General features: G+C 51.1%; 14 protein-coding genes and 1 pseudogene. 6 read left to right on the top strand and 9 right to left on the bottom strand.

Annotated elements, in window-relative coordinates; genetic code table 11:
- The 6 genes from zorA to ACR0KS_RS00050 all read right to left on the bottom strand — a co-directional run bounded on the left by zorA (position 1) and on the right by ACR0KS_RS00050 (position 5,757).
- Positions 1 to 2,052 (bottom strand): anti-phage ZorAB system protein ZorA, encoded by a 2,052-nt coding sequence (zorA, locus tag ACR0KS_RS00075; RefSeq protein WP_480693069.1) that lies wholly within the window; start codon positions 2,050 to 2,052, stop codon positions 1 to 3.
- Between the two features lie 279 nt (positions 2,053 to 2,331).
- Positions 2,332 to 3,357, bottom strand: coding sequence for a helix-turn-helix domain-containing protein (locus tag ACR0KS_RS00070; RefSeq protein ID WP_480693068.1), 1,026 nt, complete (start codon positions 3,355 to 3,357; stop codon positions 2,332 to 2,334).
- A 229-nt stretch (positions 3,358 to 3,586) separates the two neighbouring features.
- Positions 3,587 to 3,937, bottom strand: coding sequence for a hypothetical protein (locus ACR0KS_RS00065; RefSeq protein WP_170746490.1), 351 nt, complete (start codon positions 3,935 to 3,937; stop codon positions 3,587 to 3,589).
- 38 nt (positions 3,938 to 3,975) lie between these two features.
- The gene (locus tag ACR0KS_RS00060; protein ID WP_170746491.1) at positions 3,976 to 4,344 is read right to left on the bottom strand and encodes a hypothetical protein; all 369 of its coding nucleotides are present in this window, start codon (positions 4,342 to 4,344) and stop codon (positions 3,976 to 3,978) included.
- A 155-nt stretch (positions 4,345 to 4,499) separates the two neighbouring features.
- Positions 4,500 to 4,940 (bottom strand): single-stranded DNA-binding protein, encoded by a 441-nt coding sequence (gene ssb / locus ACR0KS_RS00055; protein ID WP_480693067.1) that lies wholly within the window; start codon positions 4,938 to 4,940, stop codon positions 4,500 to 4,502.
- Positions 4,927 to 5,757, bottom strand: coding sequence for a hypothetical protein (locus ACR0KS_RS00050; protein ID WP_480693066.1), 831 nt, complete (start codon positions 5,755 to 5,757; stop codon positions 4,927 to 4,929). The genes ssb and ACR0KS_RS00050 overlap by 14 nt, the downstream gene beginning before the upstream one ends.
- Before the next feature lie 184 nt (positions 5,758 to 5,941).
- Between ACR0KS_RS00050 and ACR0KS_RS00045 the strand changes: the two genes are divergently transcribed.
- The 4 genes from ACR0KS_RS00045 to ACR0KS_RS00030 all read left to right on the top strand — a co-directional run bounded on the left by ACR0KS_RS00045 (position 5,942) and on the right by ACR0KS_RS00030 (position 11,934).
- Positions 5,942 to 6,979, top strand: coding sequence for a hypothetical protein (locus ACR0KS_RS00045; protein ID WP_480693065.1), 1,038 nt, complete (start codon positions 5,942 to 5,944; stop codon positions 6,977 to 6,979).
- 39 nt (positions 6,980 to 7,018) lie between these two features.
- A complete protein-coding gene (locus tag ACR0KS_RS00040; RefSeq protein ID WP_170746495.1) occupies positions 7,019 to 7,831 on the top strand; it encodes a MerR family transcriptional regulator in 813 nt (270 codons plus the stop codon).
- Complete coding sequence (locus ACR0KS_RS00035) at positions 7,824 to 9,146, top strand: VWA domain-containing protein (RefSeq protein WP_170746496.1); 1,323 nt, start codon at positions 7,824 to 7,826, stop codon at positions 9,144 to 9,146. The genes ACR0KS_RS00040 and ACR0KS_RS00035 overlap by 8 nt, the downstream gene beginning before the upstream one ends.
- Before the next feature lie 457 nt (positions 9,147 to 9,603).
- Entirely contained in the window at positions 9,604 to 11,934 is a 2,331-nt protein-coding gene (locus ACR0KS_RS00030) for a hypothetical protein (protein ID WP_480693064.1), read from the top strand.
- A 638-nt stretch (positions 11,935 to 12,572) separates the two neighbouring features.
- Here ACR0KS_RS00030 and ACR0KS_RS00025 read toward each other — a convergent pair.
- Together ACR0KS_RS00025 and ACR0KS_RS00020 are read right to left on the bottom strand one after the other, a co-directional pair.
- A pseudogene (locus ACR0KS_RS00025) lies at positions 12,573 to 14,249 on the bottom strand (DEAD/DEAH box helicase); the annotation flags it as partial.
- 114 nt (positions 14,250 to 14,363) lie between these two features.
- The gene (locus ACR0KS_RS00020) at positions 14,364 to 14,648 is read right to left on the bottom strand and encodes a hypothetical protein (RefSeq protein ID WP_170567875.1); all 285 of its coding nucleotides are present in this window, start codon (positions 14,646 to 14,648) and stop codon (positions 14,364 to 14,366) included.
- 328 nt (positions 14,649 to 14,976) lie between these two features.
- Here ACR0KS_RS00020 and ACR0KS_RS00015 point away from each other — a divergent pair, with 328 nt between their 5' ends.
- Both ACR0KS_RS00015 and ACR0KS_RS00010 read left to right on the top strand, forming a co-directional pair.
- Positions 14,977 to 15,132: a VOC family protein gene (locus ACR0KS_RS00015; protein WP_170567873.1), complete on the top strand. Its 156-nt coding sequence runs from the start codon at positions 14,977 to 14,979 to the stop codon at positions 15,130 to 15,132.
- A gap of 233 nt (positions 15,133 to 15,365) precedes the next feature.
- Positions 15,366 to 17,417, top strand: coding sequence for a DEAD/DEAH box helicase (locus ACR0KS_RS00010; protein ID WP_170567871.1), 2,052 nt, complete (start codon positions 15,366 to 15,368; stop codon positions 17,415 to 17,417).
- 200 nt (positions 17,418 to 17,617) lie between these two features.
- Here ACR0KS_RS00010 and ACR0KS_RS00005 read toward each other — a convergent pair.
- The coding region (locus ACR0KS_RS00005; RefSeq protein ID WP_480693063.1) for a hypothetical protein at positions 17,618 to 17,826 on the bottom strand (209 nt) is incomplete at its 5' end.

Raw genomic sequence — 17,826 nt, 5'->3', positions numbered from 1 at the left:
CTAAGCACTCATTCTCACGGGTTCAAACTCGCTCAAACCGTCCATTACACTCTGGATGGACTGAATGCCTTGGGTGAATTGACCGTTAATGTCATCGGCAAATGCTTTTACCTGCTCTTGGGATGCCACCAACCCTTGTGAAATCTTCTCGAACGCCTTGCCAAGCCCCGCATCAATGTCTTCTACGTCAGATACAACAGTCTTAAGTTGTTGCATCGTTAGATCCAGCGCTTTCATCGAGCCATCAACGCTCGTTTTAGTGGTTTCCATCAAGGCGACATTGCTCTCAAGAGCCCGTCGAATGGTCTCGTTGATGGCCCCAATGCGTTCAACGCTGTTTGCAATTGGTTTTCCGGCCTGAACAAGCGAATTAGTTGCTTGAGACAATTGGCTTGCCGCGTCGGTCTGGCTGTCCGTTGCAGTTTCAATCGCCTGTGCATGCCGACCAAGTTCCCGGTTTGAGGCCGCGAGGTTTTGAGACATCTCGCGGATCGGACTAGCAAGCTTATCCTCAATTCCTTCCTGGAAATTGGCAAGATTTTCGAGAATGGCCCCAGTCACGTCAGAAAGACGAGAGTTAAGATCAAGGCTAGCCTTGCTCAAACTATCAGTTGCGTGGTCCCCGATGGCGGCTACCGTTGCAGTGGCCTTCGCTGAAGCAGCATCACCAGCCTCTGCAATTGAGCCGGCCAGGTTCTGGGCTGCTTCGGAAAGGTCTGCGGCCGCGCTCTCCAGCTTGCTGCTGCTTTCACGCGTATTGTTTTCGATGGCGGCCAAAAGGTCTGCCATTGCTCTTTGACCCTGTGCCCGTTCAACTTGCAATTGCTCTTGTGTGGCCTGACTTTGTTGCTCCATTTGCAATCTGAGGGCTTCAGCAACACCGTTTAGATTTGCCACACCATTGGCCATTTCCGACCCAATCGAGTCTCCGCTCGAAACGAGTACGTCTGCTACTTCAACCAGTGTTTTATTGATTGTGCCAAGTGTGTTCGACATCTCATTCAAGCTTTCATTTAGCTTTGCATGCAAAGCCTCTCCCAGGTTGGAAACCATCCCGCGAACCTCGTTTTGCGAGGTATTGCCCATTGTCTCAAAGACTTCGCCAAAGTTTTCCGAGATCACTTGCCCAACGTGAGCACCGACTTGTGCGCCCAGATCGTTTCCCAGAACTTTGAGTTGTTCAGATTGTTCCTGAACCGCTTTTAACTGTTCTGCCGCAATCTGTTCCGGTGCTTGAAACAACACGCGGTACTCAATTTCATCTGCCAAACTGGCGATCACATGGTCAAGTTGGTAGGTCCGGTATCGGTAGTAAATTCCGAATATGATGGATGCGAACAAACCCGACAAAGACATTATGAACTTTGATTTTGCCGTATTCAGGAACAACCCCATTCCTTGGTTGTCGAACGCAAATCCGCCTTCTTTCCCAACCAAGACTCCAAAAGCGGCGATAATTCCCAAAAAGGTCAAGAATAGCCCTACGGACACAAATATACCTGGTAAATGACGCCAAAACCCATGATCAAAGCCTAAGTCCACACTGTTGAAGAAGTAACTTGGACGCACAGTGTTACGGATGACTTGGCCACTTGTGTGCACTTCAGGGAGTACCAGCGTTTCCGCATACTCGTCCCATGCTCTTTTTATAGCCCAATCAAAGGGTCGGCTTTTTCGCTTTTCGTATGGAACCGAACCGGTCAAGCTTTCATTGATGCTTTGAAACTCACTCGTAAAGTCTGACCGAGATGAGCTTAACTGAATGACCTTCAGGGCACTTATAACAGCTTTATGCCTCTTTGCGCTTCCGAGCTGGAATGAAACAATCGAAATGACAAGCGCGCAAAAAATTAGACCCGCGGCAAGACCCGCGGCCCCCGGGCTAGCGACAGCACTCGAGATACTGAGCACAAAGCTTTCAATATTTCCCCCAAATCCTAAGCCGGTCATGTTCATTCCTTTTCTAATTCCAAGGTCAATGCTTGCTTTGATGCTGACCACAGGTTTACCCAATACGAAGCCTTCACTCTGCTTGGCAGCAAAAGTGGGCAAATCTATGGACCTAAGCCGGATTGCGCTCCCGGTTAGAAGGGAGCGCTGAGGTAGGATTCACCTGTTATTTTATTCATTTAGTAAATATGTAACTCGATACTTCTGCACTTTGCGCAGGATGCCAAAAACTTTTGATTTTCTGCCAAACTTTCTTTTTTTGATTTGTTTGAAGTACTTTGCACGTCTTGAACTAGCTATGCTGGCGAGGTTTCGAAGTGGCGTTTCTTCCATCGGTGTAGCTAGTGTAGCCGAAATCTCTTCTTGGCTAACTTGATCGCTTTAATGCGCTCCAGAGTAGTCACGAGGTGCGAGACCGCTCCAACGTTTAAACGCCGTTGAGAACGCAGCTTGATCAGCATAACCGAGAGCAAACGCAATTTCGGACAGCGCCATGTCATCTTTTATGAAGGTCTTTGCCAAATCAAATCTCAGTTCGTCTACAATCGTTCGAAAAGTGAGACGCTCTTCTTTTAGCCGGCGTGCGAAGGTCCTTGGACTCATACCAAGACTAGCCGCAACTTCATCCGCTGCCAGGATTCGCGCCGGCAGCGCCTTGGTCAAAAGACCCTCAGTTCGAGACCTAAGCGATTGTTTTCCCTCGCCGCGTTTTTCCAGCAAACGCTCACCATACTCGGTCAGGTACTCCCTCAATCGCAGATCATAAGTGGGTATGGGCAGATCCAACGTGGCAAGCGGTAATATGATCTCCAAGCTTTCGGCTCCAAAGACTACCGGGAAACCCGCCAATTTTTGAAACTTTTCTGCTGACTTCTTAACCTCGTGATCAAACCGCATTTCAAGAGGATAAAAGTCGGTTTGCGTGATCGCCCTCATCCGCGATAGGACACCAAACAACAGGAACTCCGTATGCCGATGAAACTTTGCATAGCTCGGGTCCTTCCAAACCACTTCGAAAGAGGCTGAGTTGCTAGAAATCCTTAGACTGTACTGAACAGCTGGGTCGATGATTTCATGAAAACGCGCTGTATTTTCAATTGCGGCCCTCAAGTCCTTTGAGTATTTGCTGATATAGCCCGTCAGACTATTAGACACTCGCCAAGTAGACCCGGCTCTCGCTGCAAATGTTATGTCGCCAAGAGCGTCACAAGCTTCTCTTACGAATCTAGCTTCTTTATCATAGTCGAAGTATTTCGCGTCGAATGAAGCATCATAAAGTGATAAATCGCTGTTTTTAAGTACTTTTCCGATGATACTTTTATCAACGGCTGATTTGTCCAGTTCGGCTACCAAGTGCCGAAGCCGACTTGCATCCACCTGCATCGTCTCGCCTGAAACTGCAATCAATGTACTCTCTTTTCACGAACGGAAATTGCACATGCAAAAGCTTGCATCATCCTCAAATCGTGTTCAAGGCGCTCGGTGATGACATCCGCCTTTCTTGTTAGTCTCATTGGGCAACCCAACCGCCAGCTAAACTGGTCTCGCTGAGTTAGTCTTTCCACAATAAGCTCATGGCAATCATTGATTTGGCTGCCATGAGCGCCGTTTCGAAGTCACCATGAATTCTCATTCTTCATGGATCCAACTTACCCTTGGTTCGGACAACTTCAATTTTCGACATACGCTCCTCAATGGCCTTTCTGCCTTTTTCGCCGCCATTGGAGAGCTTCATAAATTCACGTTGAGCGATTTGCTTTTCTCTTTTTCGAGTAGCCGCAGCCGCCTGTCGCTCCTCGTGCTCTTTTCGGCGCTGGGCTTTTTGCTCTCGTTCGAGCTTCTTCTTGGTCCTGAGGGCTTTTTCGTGCTCTTTCTTGAGCTTCTTTTTCTCGGCCTTAGCAGCTTCTTCCTTTTTGCGAGCCTCCAATTCAGCTGGCGTTTCTCTCCGGCGGGAGGTCTTTGTCCAGCTTGAGTTGGGGGTGATCAATGTTGATCCGCCAAAATATGTTCCACGCCTAGCCATGCTCAGGGACCGAACTTTTTGGGCTCTTTGCGCTCGACCGTAACCTTAGACATGCGCTTCCGTTCAATCTCTCGGCCGGTCTCACCAGCGTTGCGAGCCTGGGCACGCTCACGCACTTCTAATGCCCGTTCTCTTTTCTTGGGATCTGTGGAAGTGGACTTGATGTCGCTAAGGGCTTCCTGCCTGCGCTTTTTGCGAAGCTCGTAGCTTGCCTCTTCCTTCTGGCGCTGGGCATCCTCTTTCTGGCGCTGCTTCTCTTCGAACTCAAGCTGCTGCTTTGGCGTGCGTGATATTTGCTTGTCCTTTGAGAACCAGTCTGATCCAGGGTTCGCCTGGGTTGATCCACCCAGATATGTTCCGCGCTTAGCCATGGTTTACATCCTTGGGGCAGTTGTATCCTGCTTCACTCTAGTCTTTTCGATCACAACCTCCCGGGCCGCAACCGGTTAGTGCCACAGAATAAAGTCAATAACTTGAATGCGATCAAATCGCGTGTATGTCACGAAACACTGGCTGCTCGATACTTCTAAAATGGAGGATCAGTAAGATCCCAATCATCTACGTTGGATTTGGGTGATCCAGTACTTATCGACTCTGAGGGGCGCTCTTGTTCGTTGGTTTGCTCCCGTTCAAGTTTGAAAAGTTTGCAAGCAAAACCATCCAGCACCACCTCGGTCCTGTAGTGTTTTTCCCCTGCTTTATCGGACCAGCTTTTTGTCTGGATCTTGCCCTCAACGTATACCTTTGCCCCTTTTGGGAGTTGTTCAGCTACCTTGACTAAGTCTTCACGATACACTGCAATTAAATGCCACAGAGTACGTGATCTCAGCTCTCCGGAAGCGCGATCCTTCCAGCGTTCGCTGGTTGCAAGACTTAGATTGCAAACCTTCTTCCCACTAGAGATTTCATTGATCTTTGGATCTCTTCCGAGATTCCCCACCATGATAACTTTGTTAACACCTGCCAACGTGAGCACCCTCTCTCAACTTGTTATAGCGCTGCCATCCCAGATAGTTTTCAGGGCTGTTCCTGCCTTTGCTTGCGCCTTGAGAGTACTTTAAGTACCGCTCTGCATCCTCAAGCCCAGAGCCGCTGCGTTCGAACAGATCCATGAATGCAGCCGCACGCTCTGTCGCCAAAATGCTTCTTTGCATATCTGTCAGGTCGCGCCGAATTCGTGCTCCAACCAAACAATCTGATGCTTCTAAAGCAGCACGCGTATCCCAAGACCAACGTCGGTAATACGCGAGGTGGATCAGCAAATCGGCAGGCATGTTGTCTTCGACCTGACTTGCCCAATGCTCGACAATACGCCGCCCAATTTTGATCGAAGCAGACCAATGCTCCGAAAAGTTCTCTAGCTTCTTTACGGCTGAGTAGAATTTATGTCTCGTCTCACGATCAGTCCGCGAAAACTGCGTTGTCCATGCCCATTTGACCAAGCGAAGTTCATCCAGGTTTTGAATAGAAACAACTGGGAGACCATTGCCCGACAGTTCGTTGATGATTTCTCGACGTTCGTTGGCCGGAGTCTTCGTTGTTTGGATCAGATTGTGTAAAGCATGATCCCTTGGAACGATAACAATCCAATTCGAAAGAGCCTGTCGCAGGAGTTTCCTGACAGCTCCGTTGGCGTCAGAAACTTCGAATCCTGCGTTGTCTACGCCGCGTACAATATATTCGTCTTCGTTGTCCGGATTGTACAAAAGAATGCCGTCTGTTGGACAATCATCGTTGGTCGTCCAAACATGGAAAAACTCATGTAGCTCGAATTCATCGTCCATAGCAGTCTCCGCACGCGCAGTCTAATTCTACCTGTTGACTTGTAGCGTGGGTTACTTGTGAAAAGCGGCCAATTGCTTGTTTGGAAACGCCACTCTCTTGAATTTCTGATGTTTCATTCTGTTCTTTAGACAGTGGAAACACCGTTCTCGCTTATCCCTCAGTATCAGTTTTGCAGGTAGCCCAATGTTTAACTTCGATAATGTTCAAAGATTCCTAAAACGCTTCGAGTACTCCGAGGCTACAACGCTCGGTTTCTGCTACTTCCTTGGCCTGACGGCGCTGGTCGCCAAAGGAGAAGAGACTACTATCACCGACATTCAGAATCGCCTCGCTCAACTTCCTACAGTAGACATTGATGGTGAAATCGACAGCCTGCTAGGACCTCTGGATGATCGTGATCTTTACACGGTGTTTGACGAGCTGGTGTGGCGTTTTCGAGGTGAGTTCGAACCAAGAGAAATAAAGGTAAGTAAGACTGCTGAACCCGTTTTTGTGTATAAGTTTCGCAATCACGGTCGCATTTTCTCAGATACCAGAAAGGTTGATGACTTACACAGTGCTGAGGAGATCTTCTCCGAAGCTATGCGTATGTTTGGAAGGCCCTTCCAAGAGAGCGGATATGACCCAGTGAAGTGCTTTAAAACTGGTCTAATTATTGCAAATCTCAGGATACATGCGGATACAAAGACCTCCCATGCTTCTTTCGCTTTCGTCGAAAAATTCTTGCCTCTGGTTTTTGGCGCGGCCCACCGGATGGCACGCGCACCCTTTATAGATTGGAGTCAGCATCTGGATGTGCAAGTTCCCCTTCAAGTGTTTCTGACGGGAGTAAACCCTGACCTGGGAGAAGTGATTTGGGCGTATCAATCTCACATCCATTACAAAGACGGAAATCTGAAGCCGGGCGTAACCGAATTGAATGACCTAGATTATATGGCTGGGTGCAAAGAAGCAGCGATCACTTTTTTTGAGAAGTACCCAACTCAATGCATCGAACTAGCTTCTCAAAAGTTTCATTGGAACTCATTTTCGCCCTTCAGAAACGGTTTTGACGAACGAGATGCCATCTTGGACGTTATTCACAAAACGCTTGGCTATAGCAGTAATGAGAAAAGCAGTTATTCAGATCAGTGCACTCTTAAGGCACTAATTATATTTGGCTACTTCTGCTCCTTATGTGAGACGATCCTGCTTGAACAAGGCAAGACCCAAGAGCATTAACTTCATCACCATCAAATCCATTAAATTATGTTGATCGGCATGTCCAAGCACATGTCGCCGACTCGGCCAGTCAAGCATGAGATGAGTAGCGAATTAAGTAATGAGAAAAACACCAACCATAAACTCGACAACTTGACATGTCGTAATGTCAATATTATTTCAACTGCCATGACTGATGGAATCACACTTGAAGAACTGAGCGAAAGAACCGGGGTAGAACCTCGAACATTACGCTCATGGATAAGCGAAGGACTGCTTTCCCCACCAAGCAAATCGGGGAGAGGAGCAACCTACCCAACAACAAATGTAGAGCGGGCCAAGGCGGTTCTGACGTTAAAGAATGCATACGGTATGACGCTGGCAGAAATTGGACGCCGGTTCATGACGGCAACTGAAGAACAGATAGAAGAATGGGCTGAGGAGCTACTGACCGCACCCAGATCGCGAGGTTCGGCGCGGGAGTATCTCAAAAGCATTGAGACACAAAAGGAGGATCCGCTCCCATTCAAAATGGCTCGGATGCCGCGTGCCAGATCTGAAAGCCGCCACAGCGAAGAAAGGCGCGATTTACTCGGTGAAAAGAAACCGCGTTTTAGTGAACGACGGGAAGCAAAGCGCCTTGAGAGAGAAGAGAGCCTTGCCAGTATAGAGCAGCTGATCGTCAGTTTGGAAGAGCTTTTTGAGGGCCCAGCACCTCGGCGTGCACGGGGCATGATCTGGAACCGGATCTCCATCACTCCAGACCTGGAGCTTTCCATCAGAGGCAAACTTGAACCACGAGAGCGCGCATTATTCGAACAACTCGCGGATCAGCTCCGCGCAATACTAATAGGAGGCAAGAAACGTGACTGACCTAAATATAGAACTGAATTGCCAATTTGACCGTGAGCTATTTTGGGAGCACGGCGACTCCGTTCGCTATTTGGTGGCCAAAGTAAGAGCCTCGGATTGCACCTCGACTTCTAGACGCGACCGTGCACCTTTGAACGTCGCTTTGGCAATTGACGTCAGTGGTTCGATGTCGGGAGGAAAGCTTGAGGCAGCAAAGCGGGCAGCGCTGGGCCTCGTGACGAAGTTGTCAAGCCAAGATCGTTTGACGCTTGTTTCCTTTGGTTCTGACGTTGTTACTCACCTGGATGCTATTTCAGTCGATGACAAAAACTTGCCAGAAATTCAGTCTGAAATTTCGCGCTTGCGGACGCGTGGATGTACAAACTTGAGCGGTGGGTGGTTCCAAGCTGTGGACCGTGCCGCCGCCGTGTTCGAGGCGGACTCCAGACTGCCACCACGGGTCATTATCCTAAGCGATGGGCACGCCAACGAAGGTATTACGGATACTTTTGAACTCCGCCGCCATGCGAGCGAATTGCGCAAAAGAGGCGTAACAACTTCAGCACTCGGTATTGGAAATGGGTATGATGAACAACTGCTGCGGGGCATCTCTGAAAATGGAGGTGGGCGACTGCATGATGCCGAATTTGACACCGAGATTTCGTCGGTTTTGCTCGGAGAACTGGAAGATATCTTCTCTACCGTGGCCGACAACGTCGAAGTTTCAATTCAGTATCCGGCAGGATTTCACGTAGAAGTCCTCGGCAAATCCTCATCTCTTGGAAACGCGGGACGCTTGAATGTCGATTTAGGGCCCATACAAAACGAAGTGGAACGCGCGGTGGTAGCAAAAGTCACTTGCCCGACGGCTGCTCATAAACAGCGATTTGAATTCACAGCGAGCGTTTCTGCCAGATCAGTGGAAGGCGGCAAGCCATTGCAACCGCAATATAGCACTGCCTTGCTTATGGCTGCGGACAGAGGAGAAAACGCAAGATGTCCAAAATCATCGGAACTTGCGTCGATAGTAGCAACACATTGGCAGGCCCACGTATTGAACCGCGCGGGACAAATGAACCGAGACCGAGCGTTTCGAGAGGCGGCCAACTACGTTGAAAGAGAACTACGATACTTTGAGGCATATGTTTGCGAACTGCCGGGCAGCCGGGAACTGGTTCGGGGCCTCAAAGTACTCGCGCGGCACGTAGACCGTGATATTTCTCCGAGAATGCACAAAGAAATGACACTCACCTCGGAGCTTGCGTTTCATCGCCGCGCAGACCACCGTGGAACTGCCAAAAAATCTTGGGTGGATCGTATGGCAGGTGGAGATTGAAAGCACGTCTTGCGGCACATTCTTGGCCTAGAAGGCAAAAAACGAAGGGACAATTGCAAGCTTGACTCGTTTTCAAACATTGTTGACCTCAATTTACTGGCGGTGATCGACCAACCTCGGTTGCATCCACTCGTTCTTTCTCTGGCCGGACTGAAAACAGCTCGGAAGAATCTTCAACGGACGGGACAAACTGTTTTAAGTCTTTCGTTGCGCTTCAAAATCTGGCTGAGTGAGTACTAAAAAAGGTTATGATACCTACTGGCACAGCCCCCGCCGACGTCTATCACGGCCGCGGCGCGAAGATCCTGAAGATGAGAGAGAAAATCAAGAAACAGACAATCCGAAAACGCCGGTTGCAGCACCAAGCCGCTGCTGCCTAAACTCAAACAGAAAACGAACCAGAGCCTCTGTTACGAAAATGCTTCAGCTCTCCGAAAAACTCTGACGACGGACAATTATGGCATTTGGATATCAAAAGGTTGGCTTCCCTGAAGCAGTTGTAATTCTTGGCTCTAGCGAAGTTGAGACGCTCGTTGAAAACTGCGTGGAGCTCGCAAAATCGCAAACAGTTGAAGATAAATATGTTGATTTTGCCAGAAGTTGTGCTGCGTCAGTTCTGGTTGGGAACGGTGCAACATGGGAACATGTCCTAAATCGGGCCCTATCATTATCTGGTATAGCAAGAAACAATTTAGCTAGCTTTCAATTCGTACAAAGCGTTCAGAAAGAGAATAGCCAGACGCTAAGCCAAGAGTTTTCACCGGCGCTCCCAGTGATATTCCAAGAATTGGGTTTCGTGCCCACCCCTGTGATCGGGGAAGCAGATGTAAGGCGCATAGCACAGCCGATCTTTGATGGCATCGGGAAAGCCATACTAGTTGAATTTGATCTGTCAAAACCAAAACGTCTGGGTTTGACGCGACTAGGTTTAGTTTTGTGTGAAGAAGAAACGCTTAAATGGACATCGGTCGCGGATCTTGCGAACCCAGAGGCTGCGAGGACTTTAGAGCAGGTGCACAAAGCGATCTTCCGTAGCGAAGTTTTCGACCGATTGCAGGAAAAATGGGCCAGTATCACACCGGACGGCCGTTTGAACGTCGCCATCACTCCATTGGGTATTTTAGCGGTTAACACACAAGTCGTCAGGCAACTCTGGGAAGAACAAAACTCACAACGTAATCTGGATTCCTTCTATCGAGAAGGCAAATCGTTGCGGCCCTTCTTAGGTCCAATCGCGCCCGGGATGCTTGGAGTTCCTGACCCCGAAACCCACAACACGACCATTTGGCTTGTAGATCAGCAGGATCCAGTAAAAATCGGAGACCTGAGCATTTTACTCCGCATTGCAATGTCGATCATCGACAAATTCGATACAGATTTGATCTTCGCGTTTGTGGGATACAAATGGGACCTCAGGTCTTATTTTTCACTTCGTGGGTTTGAGGATTCCGACTCTCCTGATCTTCCCGAGCCAACCGGGATAGAAGTTGCACCTGCTGATCATGCAAAAGAAATCATTCCAGGCAGAAGAGTTGAAGACGCAGATCTAAGCACTGAAAACACTCTCTTGAAGAATCCAAATCATTCTCGTTTTAGGAGATTTGTTTCATGGGTTCTTTCTTCAACCTCTGAAGAAACCCTAAGAGATGCGGACTTGGCAGTAGCTCATAAGGACGAGGATTTACACACATCTCAAAAAAACTTAGCGCCAGCGGCGGATCTGTCGTCTGGACAGCAAGCGAAACTGGTGGTTGTTCAAACTCATGTTGGGCAAGATCCGAACGATCCAGTCTATCGACAAGAAACGCTTCTAAGCCTGACGGCGCGCGAGTTAGACCAGTTTTTTGAACAGTTCTGGAAGAAATGTGATCCGACTATCGAACAGCATTTGTTGTACGCGGAGGGCTTGGAGCTTTTCAATGAGCGGATGGGTAGCAAAGAAGGAGCTCAGCATGAACCTTGGGAAGTCACAAAGTCATATGTGCACATTCAGTCATCGGATCTCCTCAAGGAGCGCATAAGCAGTAAGATGCGAACCCCCGCGATGAAGGTATTGGATGAAAGCCCGCAAAGGCTGCCCGAGACCGTTGTTTTCCCAGAGCTGGGCCTTTCTCAGAAATTTTTGGAAGGCGAAGAAAGCATTAGGCAAGCAGCACAACCGCTGTTCGACAAAGGAGTGGCCGCCGTGCAGCTGGCGTACTTCGATGATAGAAAAAACCCTGAGTGGCACAGGCAAGAAGCTTGGCTCCGAGTTGAAGAAGAAGTCCTTATAGTGCGGAACCGTAGATTGACATGGTCGCACAAACTTGGAGATGAGGAAATTCCTCGGGATTTGCGCGGTAAGATCCAAAAAGCTGTCGAAGATAGTGCCTACATGTCGGCAGTCGATCAGCTTTTTCAGTGCCATGTACCAAGGCAAGGCCATAGCTTGGCAGTAACGCCGTTCGGTATCATCGCGGTATCAGGGGCACTATTCAAATCAAATCTAACCGATATCTTGGTGTCCAAGAATAGAGACAACGCAGATTGGTCACTTGAAGCTGGTCGCTTGCGAACTTTGTTGGGGCCTTTCAATGGGGGTCTAACGCGCGATGGAGACTTACTTCCACCGGAGCCGTTGGCTTGGCTTGTTGATCCCGTTCGTCCTCCCAAAATTGGATCTCTTGAAGAGCTTCGTCAGATAGCCATTCGAATGTGTGAAGTTACAGGGGCAATGGGACCCACCGTTCATATGGTTGGACATGCTATTCAGGCCGGCCGACCAGGTTTCGTTGTTAAGACGCAATAGTCGCAGCCGAGGATGCGCGACAGTTCGGAGCCAGAACTTGAGCGTAGTGACTTCGGATGTATTGAAAGGAGGTCTCGGACTCGAACCGGGTCAAGCAGACTAATCTGGAACTTTGGCCCCGGTCGGTCCAATATCCCAGAAAGCCCAGAGCGAGTGCAATGACTGCCACGGCTAGGCTGATTGATCGTCTGTCTCGGAGTGAGTAATGCAACTATTCCGTCGCCAAAATGACGAGTCCTTGGTTGGAAGACTCAGCCTAACCCATTGGATTTATTACCCTTGAAATTGTGTCTTTGGGGATTTTTTACTTACTTTTCAATTACCCAGAGCGGAATCATAATCCGCGTGTCGGGGGTTCAAGTCCCTCCTCCGCTACCAAAATCTCCTATAAACATCAGACGCATACACAAACCTCACGTCGCTCATACGTGCTCAAAGTGTGCTTTGGGTGACAATTTGGGTAACAGCAGACAAGCTTTGCAGTCGAAAAGAACTGGGAATCGTCATCAAAGGGTGAAAGAGGCCTTTCGCAACGGGTGCGGGTCAACGCGGCCAGATCCGCAAATGTGGATGTTTGCATCTGAAATTCGACAACATAAGCGAGCTGTATGGTCTGTGCAGCTATTTGGCGTTAGGGGAAGGCCCGCATGATACCGTTCGGCGGCGATGCCTTGTTGTTTTAAGAATTCCGCGACGCGCTCGGTAGCGTTTCGGGTCGCACAATAGACGACCGCCCCCGACACACCCTCGCGCGGAAGCTGGGCCTCGATCGTGTCGAGGATATCGGTCATCTTGGTTGCCCGCTGCGTTGGTAGCACCTGGAAGCTCAGGTTCGACCGCGATGCGCCACCGTCGATTAACGCCAGCTCGGACCCCAACCGCTCTTTGAAATGACTGCGGATGTCCTGCACGACGTCCGGCTTTGCTGTTGCGGTCAAGCAAAGCACCGGAGCCGGTTCGTCGCCTGAGCTTTCCTTAATAAACCGCGAAACGTAGCGATAGTCGGGTCGGAAATCGTGCCCCCATTTAGACACGCAGTGCGCCTCGTCCAGAACCCACAGCCCCACCTCGCGCTGTGCCAGAACGGCCCGAACTGTTGTGCTGCGCAGTTGTTCGGGCGAAATCAAAAGGATCGCAGCATCCCCAAGCCGCACCTTGTCGAGCGCATCCTGACGCTCGGGCAAAGACAATGGCCCGTTAATCGTAACCGCCGAGGAAATTCCGGCGCGTACCAAGCCCTGAACCTGATCCGCCATCAGCGCCACAAGCGGCGAAATAACGACGGTCAAGGCCCCGGTCTTGTCGAACCGAGACAGTGCGGGAATCTGATAGCAGATGGATTTACCTGTGCCCGTCGGAAGGATGCCCAATAGATTGTCGCCTTCCATGGCCGTCGCCACGATCTTTTCTTGAAGCGGGCGTCCGTCCTCGTCGACTGGCTCCGGGCGGAAACTGGGAAAGCCGAACCAACGTTCGAGTGCACGGGTGGGATCATTGTGCTCTGCGCAATAGGCACACTGGGGATCACAACAATTCGTATCCCTCAGGTCTTTGACGAGCCGTGCTGCGTCACGAAACTGCGCCCGCACCCAAGGCGGCATGACAGAATCCCCACCAGCGACTGAAATCCAGGCAAGGGCATATGCCATCGGCCAGCCCAGCCCAGTGTCCGAGAGTCGCTCGAGCAAAGCGTCCACCTGCGCGCCGCAGGCCAAGTCTTTAAGCAACTTCTGAATGGCCCCGTGCGCTTCTGCTTCTGTCGGGATGGGCGCCCCGCGCACGTCGCTGAACAACCGATCAAATCCGTCGCTACCAGGACCTCGGCAGCACAACCAGTGATAGGCCATCATAGTATCTGGCGACAACGTGTTCAGCGATACGAAGGCGTCGATCTGGTTGCGAAGAACCTCGAACACAAGACGCGCGTCGAGCTCAGGATCATTGACGTGACCACTTTGAAGCCGCCCATCATGGTAGTGCTTGACCAGATGATGGTAGGGATTGCGCGGGAACGCCAAGGGGTTGAGCCACAGCGTGTCAATCGGTCCGTCCGCGAGCTTTGCGAAGCGCGGCGAGACCGCCATGAGATGCGGCAGGTCATGGCGCAGAATATTGTGTCCAATGACATGTGCGAAACCAGCGCAAAACAGGTCGAGCTTTTCGAGCGCGGCTTTCAGGTCGCCTTTTCGATGAACAATCCCCTCTCCATCGCCTTCGGGCACGGCTGCAAAGGCGAATACCTGGGCTTCCTTGGGGTCGACTTCCAGATCAATCGATAGGCAGCGCGACAAGATTTTGGATTGCTCCCGCGGTATTTGAGTACTCTTAATTTCTGGCGGAATAGCCCCTGGCTTTTCAAGCGGCTTTGGTCCGCCACGGCCAAGGGCCCTTGATATGCCACGGGAAATTAAGTTTTTCATATTGGCAGGTTAATAATTATTCCCAAGGAGCGGAACCTTTGGAGACCATTTGACAAAATATGTTGTCCCGGTGCCATGCCAGGTTTGCGAGGTGCGGCCAGTTTCTTTTTCTTCGGGTTTGCAGATCTTTCTATCCGGAACCAACAGCCGGTCGAGACCATCACTCGGGAACTTTTTTGCGAGACCGGAGCTGGCAGGTTCCAGACAGGCTTGTTGGTCAAAGTTCCCACCCAAACGACTAATGCTGAGCTCAACACATAAGTCGCCTTTGGGCTCGAAGTAGACATTCGCCATAGGTCCCTCGAACGACCACTATGCGGACAAAGTTGCCATTCGGCAAATTCCGCCGAAAGTCCGCTTTCAAAAAAGCACCAAAGCCAAGGCGTTCGTTCGGGCAGCGAATTTCATACGTCGTCACGGGAATACTTGCTACTCTTTTCTGCCAAGAAATCAATCATTGCACGGGTCTTCGCCGGCAAATTTGAGCGGCTTGCATAGATGACATTCACTCCAGCGGGTGGCGAGCCGTACTCTTCCAGGATCGGAACTAACAAGCCTCTCGAAAGCTCCTTTTGGCAAGCAAGTTCTTAGCTGACATGGCTAGGCGTGTGCCCAAGCACGCGTGCGGCGGCGCTTAAACGGCATCGCCATCACCGGGCGCCGCGACTTCCGTGGCACCAAATCCATTTTCATTCGCGACCCCGACCGCAACGTGTTGGAACTTGTCGGACCAGGTCCGTCCGTCGAGGAACTTATTGCCGAGCACGTGCACGGCTAACGCCCCACCTCGAAAGGAAACACTACCCACGAAACCTTTGTTCAAAGGCGTGCTGACGGCACAAGTACGGTTTCGAATTTGGTTTAATCAAAGCTCTCACAACAGCTATTGGTTGAGCGGGTGAAAAAATTCATTTCCTGTGATTGACACATTCTCTTTCAAACGCAGTTTACAGGCTATACATCCGCACCAAATACCATTATCGCCAGGTCTTTCCCGGCATTTGGTGACCCATGCAAGATTTCTCTGACCTTCCGCAAACCTTATCCATAGCACTTTCCCAAAAAGGCTACAGCAGTTTAACGCCTGTACAAAAGGCTGTGTCAGATGAAGCGCTGGCGGGAAAGGATTTGCTTGTTTCTGCGCAAACCGGTTCTGGCAAAACCGTAGGCTTCGGGCTGGCAATGGCAAAAGAACTTCTCGACAAGCACGGTCGGTTCGACCGACCAGCAGTGCCGTTGGCTATGGTCATCGCACCCACGCGCGAGCTGGCCTTGCAAGTCCGGCGAGAGTTCGACTGGCTGTTTGCTGAGGCCGGGATCGTCACTGCGTCAGCCGTCGGTGGCACGGATGCCCGCACAGAGCGCCGGACGATCGAGCGCGGCGCGCATGTCGTGATCGGCACACCCGGACGGCTGCGCGATCATATCTCACGTGGCGTCATCGACCTGAGCGATTTGCGAACTGTCGTTCTCGACGAAGCCGACGAAATGTTGGACATGGGGTTCGCCGAAGACCTTCAATACATCCTTGACCAAACGCCTGAAAGCCGCCGCACCTTGATGTTCTCGGCCACTGTTCCGCGAGGCATCGCCAAGCTCGCCCAGACTTACCAGAAAGAAGACGCGCAGCGGATCAAGGTCGGAAGCACAGAAGCTCAGCATTCGGACATTACCTATAGCGCATTGAATGTTGCCCCGTCAGATATCGAAAAAGCGATCATCAATTTGCTGTGCTATCACGACGCACAGACGACGATTGTGTTCGCGAATACCCGATCCATGGTTGCGCGTCTGACCGCAAAATTCTCCAACCGGGGGTTTTCCGTTGTCTCTCTGTCGGGGGAACTCAGCCAGGCAGAGCGCTCCAACGCGATGCAGGCTTTGCGTGACAGGCGTGCACAGGTCTGCGTGGCGACGGACGTGGCCGCCCGTGGTATTGATCTTCCGGGGTTGGAGTTGGTGATCCATGCAGATCTCCCGTCGAATGCCGAAACTTTGCTGCATCGCTCTGGACGCACGGGCCGCGCCGGGCGCAAGGGGATGTCTATCTTGATCGTACCGGGACGGCAGCGCTCAAAGGCGCAACGATTGCTGAAAACGGCCAAGTTAGAGGCCGAATGGGGCGTCCCTCCCTCAGCGGATGAGGTGCTCGCTCGGGAAGAGGAGCGCATCATTTCCAACCCTGCCTTGGATGAGGTGCCAAGCGTCGAGGAAACGGCTTTTGCAGAACGGCTGCTAAGCGGAAGGACACCAGAACAGGTCGCCGCAGCCTATTTGCGCCTCTACCGAGAGCGCCACTCAGCACCAGAGATTCTGGGGGCGGTGTCAGAGACTAAAAAAAGCAAATCTGATACGCGTGCGGCGTTTGGGCCAAGCACTTGGTTCTCACTGTCCTTGGGGCGTAAACAGCGGGCAGAGCCGCGTTGGTTGCTGCCAATGCTGTGCCGCAATGCGGGCCTATCCAAAGACGCCATCGGCGCAATCCGCGTTCAATACCAAGAGACTTTTGTCGAGATTGCCAATGATGCAGTGCCCGCAATGAAACAAGAATTGGGGGCCGGACTCACCATAGAACAAGGCGCGACCCTGACCGAGCTGGCGGGCGCACCAGATTTCGATGCCTCTCCTAAGGGGCCGCCTGCGGCACCACATAAATCGGACGACGCCGCCAAGAACAAAAAGCCGCGTTCAGGCAAACCGTCAAAAACTACGCGCAGTTCCAAACCTTCAGAGCAAGATGCCCAAATCGCGCCCAAACACCCAAAGGGCAGAGGGAAGTCCGCCGCAAGCACATCGCATAAGCCCGCGAGCAAGGACAAACCAAAGCAGGCCAATGCTACGCACGCGCAGCGGACCAGCGAGCGCGGAACGGCAAATCCGCAACCCGCCACGAAGGATAAGAAGCGGCAAAAACGAGACAAGAACGCCTCGGACGCTTCCAAATCTCTGAGAGAACGAAAGACACCTCACAAGACCAAGAAAAAAGACACCGCGCGTTCAAAAAACAGAAACGGCAAGGGCGGAGAAGCAAGACCGTTCCGCAAGCCTTCAAAGAGAAGCTGAGCGTTCAGATAGCTATCGGTAGGCTGATGGAAAAATACCGAATGTGTCATTTTGCATGGGCAAACCACAATAGTATGCCCATGCGACACGTCCACTTCTTTTGGCAGCTATTAAAGGCCAAAATTTGAATCCAATGCCCCCCCGTTTGCCATACTCTGCGTGAACGACTGCTATGCGGACAAAGAAGACCTTCCACCTATTTACGGACCCACAGCCCCGAGCAACTCAAAGTGCTCGATGCTGGCCGAGGCAATCAAATCTCGCTCTTCAGGCTCGATGCGCGCTTCGTGCCAGGTATCTCCGGTGAAAGCCTTTATCGAATCCAAGTCGCGCCATAGCATGGTCATGCAGAACGTATTCGGATCGCCTCTCCACGGCTTTCCAGCAACTACCCAGATCAGGCCATCTT

Source organism: Ruegeria sp. BC7 (genome assembly GCF_056539165.1).
The sequence above is the reverse complement of the archived record's forward strand: the minus strand, read 5'-3'. Positions and strand labels throughout refer to the sequence as shown.